Here is a 3,608-nt window from a genome sequence, read left to right on the forward strand (position 1 = left end):
GCAGCACCATGCTCAGCGCACTGTGGCGCACCACGACGACAGGAACACCGCGAACCTTCCCGAGGGGAGTGACGGCCTGATCCAGATCGTCGTCGGGAAGAACCACGATCGCCCCGCCGAAGCGCACCTTCGCCGCGCGGGCGATGATGCGCATGCGGGCGAGCAGGCTGGCGATCGGCGGTTTGCTGGCGCGGCCGCCGATGCCCGGTCCGGTGATCTCACCTCGGCGGAACTTCACGCTCTCACCGAAGTCCTCTGACATGACGCCATACAGGCCCGACGGACTGAGAATGACGTGATCGAGCTTGTCTTCGGCATCCGTCCCCGTGGCGACATCGTGCCAGACAGTGAATCCCATCCCGAGATCTGAGATCGTGCGGGCGGTGTCTTCCTCGGCGAGGGCATCCGCCAGCATCCGACGTAATTCTCGCGGCGCCGACCGCACCAGCGCCGGGTCGTAGGGGTCGTCGACGGCGACGCCGTGACCGGCCCACTCGCGGATCAGCCCCAGGTAGCGCTCGCGCCGCCACCCTCCCGGATGCCCGTACGAACGCGCCCGCGGACGCGAATCGGTCGGGGTGGGGCGAGCCTGCCACCCATTCCACTGCGGCTCGTGCGGTGTGGTGCCGAACCCATGCCCACGGTCGTAGGCGGCACGGGCCTCGGGTGTGCCGACGAGCTCCCACGCACGCTGCACCTGGATGAACTCCGCCGCATCGCCGCCCGTATCCGGGTGCGTCTGGCGAAGCCGCAAGCGGTAAGCGCGACGCAGCTCATCGTCGGATGCCGTGGGGTCGACGCCGAGCACCTCATACGCGGAGTCAGAGAGCGGACTGTCGAACATCAGTCTCTATTATCGTCGGATGCCGCCACCCGAGGGTCGGGCATGATCGTGTCGATCGTCGGCTTCGCATTCGCTTGCGCACGCCACCAGACGATGAACCCCACCGCGGTGAACGCTCCGTAGAAGACATACATGAATCCGGTGGCGTAGTACCCCGCGCTGAACAGCAAGGGAACGCCGACGACATCGACGGCGATCCAGATCAGCCAGAACTCCGTCCACCCCTTGGCCATGCCGTACGTCGCGAGAAGAGATCCGACGAACGTCCAGGCATCCGCCCAGACCGGTTCATACGACCCGAGCACGCGGAACAGGGGAGTGAGCGCGACCGTGCCGATCACCAGGGCGAGGATGAGCCCGATGCGCGCGCTGTTCGGCGCCCAGCGCGGGGTGATCTGCCCTTCATCGGCGTGGGCCTGACGCCACCGCACCCAGCCATAGATCGCGACGGCGATGAACATCACCTGCCGTCCGGCCTGGCCGAGCAGGTTCGGCAGCGAGTGTGCGGGGTTCAGGATCGACCCGAGAAAGACGGTGAGCAGCAGCAGGTTGCCGACGATGCCGACGGGCCACGCCCAGACCTTGCGGCGCATGCCGCCCAGCGCACTGGCGAGACCGAAGACGTTTCCGACGACCTCGCGGATCAGCAGACTCTGACCGCCGGGCAGCAACCACTGCGAGTTGAAGGCGTCGACGAGCCATCGCAGGACGTCCATGATTCCCCCTGTGCTCGTCTCTGAGGTGACAGTCGCTGCCTAAACGGCCACCTTCGCGGGCGACTCGCCGCCCTCGTGGAACGGCGGCTTCTTGCCCAGCATCCGGCTGATCGCCAACACCACGCCCACGACGACCAGGCCAATGGCCAAGCCCGCCACGGCAGAGACGAACGTCTCGCCGAGCCAGGCGATCACGGGGCCGGCAGGCGCCAGCAGATCATGGATGCCGTGCAGCATGTCGCTGAAGAACGAAAGGCCCACCTCGCCGAGGTTCGCGAGCAGCAGGTGCCCGCCGACCCACAGCATCGCCACGGTGCCGACCACGCTGATCACGCGGAACACGGCCGGCATCGACCGGACGATCCGCGTGCCGGTGTGCCGTACACGGCGCGACTCGTTCTTGGCCATCTTCAAGCCGATGTCATCGATCTTCACCAGCAGCGCGACCGCGCCGTAGACGATGATGGTCATCATCAGGGCGATGACGGCGAGGATGGCGAGGGTCATCCAGATGCTCAGGCCCGCATCGAGGTTCGACAGCGAGATGAGCATGATCTCCGTCGACAGGATCAGGTCGGTGCGCACGGCTCCCCACACGAGCTTGTTCTCATTGCGAGCGCCCTCGTCGCCGTCGTCGTGGTGGAACCCGAACCACTCCAGCACCTTCTCCGCACCTTCGAAGCACAGATACGTGCCGCCGATGATCAACAGAAACGGCAGAACCCACGGAGCGAACGCGGTCAGCAGGAGCGCGATGGGAATGATGATGACGAACTTGTTCACCAGCGAGCCGAGCGTGATCTTCGCCACGACCGGCAGCTCGCGTGCCGGCGTGATGCCCTGCACGTACTGCGGGGTCACCGCCGCGTCGTCGATCACCACACCCGCCGACTTCGCCGACGCCTTCAGTGCCGCGCTCAGGATGTCGTCGACGACGGCGAGCAGACCTACAGACATGTGTCCCCCTGGTGAGTGGTGTCGGGTTGCAAGATTATCCTGTGCGGGTCACCGGCACATCGACGATGCGCTCATCGCCGAGAATCGGAACGACCGAACCAGCGGATGCCGCGGCCAGATCGGCGTGCAACGCATCGAGCTCGCTCGGCGCAACCCAGAGCTCGAGGCGGGCGGTCGCGCCGTAGCGGGGCTCGCCGACGGTGGCGTCGTGGCGGTCGGCCCAGTCGCGCAGCAGATTGTCGAGGCGCCCGGCGTCGGCGTGCGCGACCTCGATCTGCACCTGCATGAGCACCTCGCGCCGGACGAGCGCGGCGCGCTCGAGTGCTTCCGAGACCGCCGTCGAGTACGCCCGCACAAGCCCGCCGGCGCCGAGTTTCGTGCCGCCGAAGTACCGCGTCACGACGGCCACCACGTCGGTCAGCTCGCGCTGGCGCAGCACCTCGAGCATCGGCACCCCCGCCGTGCCGGACGGTTCGCCGTCATCCGACGAGCGTGCCTGCTCACCCTGCAGCCCCGTGATCATCGCAGTGCAGTTGTGCGCCGCATCCCACGCCTGCTTGCGAATACTCGCGATGATCTTGTCCGCCTGCGAGACGGATGCCGTAGACGAGCGCTCCCGGTCGGCACCGACCGGTGCGACCTGGGCGATGAACCGCGACTTCTTGATGACGATCTCGTAGGTGACGGCATCCGCTATCGTCATCGGGTACGTGCGCGCAGTGGTCATCGTCTTCCAGACTACCGAGCAGGCGAGCACGGCCCGAGGGATGCTGACGGGTGGAAGAATGGACGCCATGACCGATACCGGAACCATCACACGCAGACCCGGAACTGAGACGGCCGTCCTGGCAGGAGGCTGCTTCTGGGGGATGGAAGACTTGATCCGGCGCGAGCCCGGCGTGCTCGACACCCGCGTCGGCTACACCGGCGGCTCCAACGATCACGCGACGTACCGCAACCACCCCGGCCACGCCGAGGCGATCGAGATCGTGTTCGACCCGAACGAGACGACGTACCGCGACATTCTCGCGTTCTTCTTCCAGATCCACGACCCGACGACCCTGAACCGGCAGGGCAACGACATCGGCTCC

General features: G+C 66.6%; 5 protein-coding genes. 1 reads left to right on the forward strand and 4 read right to left on the reverse strand.

Annotation, left to right across the window (positions count from 1 at the left end):
- The 4 genes from Q1J95_RS15205 to Q1J95_RS15220 all read right to left on the reverse strand — a co-directional run.
- A partial coding sequence (locus Q1J95_RS15205; protein ID WP_300269165.1) for a DnaJ domain-containing protein occupies nucleotides 1-844 on the reverse strand: 844 nt, incomplete at its 3' end.
- A complete protein-coding gene (pnuC, locus tag Q1J95_RS15210; protein ID WP_300269168.1) occupies nucleotides 844-1,560 on the reverse strand; it encodes a nicotinamide riboside transporter PnuC in 717 nt (238 codons plus the stop codon). The genes pnuC and Q1J95_RS15205, both read right to left, overlap by 1 nt.
- 39 nt (nucleotides 1,561-1,599) lie before the next feature.
- Complete coding sequence (locus tag Q1J95_RS15215) at nucleotides 1,600-2,517, reverse strand: DUF808 domain-containing protein (protein ID WP_300269170.1); 918 nt, start codon at nucleotides 2,515-2,517, stop codon at nucleotides 1,600-1,602.
- A gap of 34 nt (nucleotides 2,518-2,551) precedes the next feature.
- Nucleotides 2,552-3,244 carry a YigZ family protein gene (locus tag Q1J95_RS15220; RefSeq protein WP_300269173.1) on the reverse strand — a complete coding sequence of 231 codons (693 nt, stop codon included), beginning with the start codon at nucleotides 3,242-3,244 and terminating at the stop codon, nucleotides 2,552-2,554.
- A gap of 67 nt (nucleotides 3,245-3,311) precedes the next feature.
- Between Q1J95_RS15220 and Q1J95_RS15225 the strand changes: the two genes are divergently transcribed.
- The coding region (locus Q1J95_RS15225) for a peptide-methionine (S)-S-oxide reductase (RefSeq protein ID WP_300269174.1) at nucleotides 3,312-3,608 on the forward strand (297 nt) is incomplete at its 3' end.

Origin of the sequence: Microbacterium sp. (assembly GCF_029263575.1) — a bacterium.
Lineage (GTDB): Bacteria > Actinomycetota > Actinomycetes > Actinomycetales > Microbacteriaceae > Microbacterium.

Excerpts from the sequence above, each read along its gene's own strand:
- pnuC (WP_300269168.1), bottom strand. The coding sequence starts at position 1,560 with ATGGACGTCCTGCGATGGCTCGTCGACGCCTTCAACTCGCAGTGGTTG.
- Q1J95_RS15215 (WP_300269170.1), bottom strand. The coding sequence starts at position 2,517 with ATGTCTGTAGGTCTGCTCGCCGTCGTCGACGACATCCTGAGCGCGGCA.
- Q1J95_RS15220 (WP_300269173.1), bottom strand. The coding sequence starts at position 3,244 with ATGACCACTGCGCGCACGTACCCGATGACGATAGCGGATGCCGTCACC.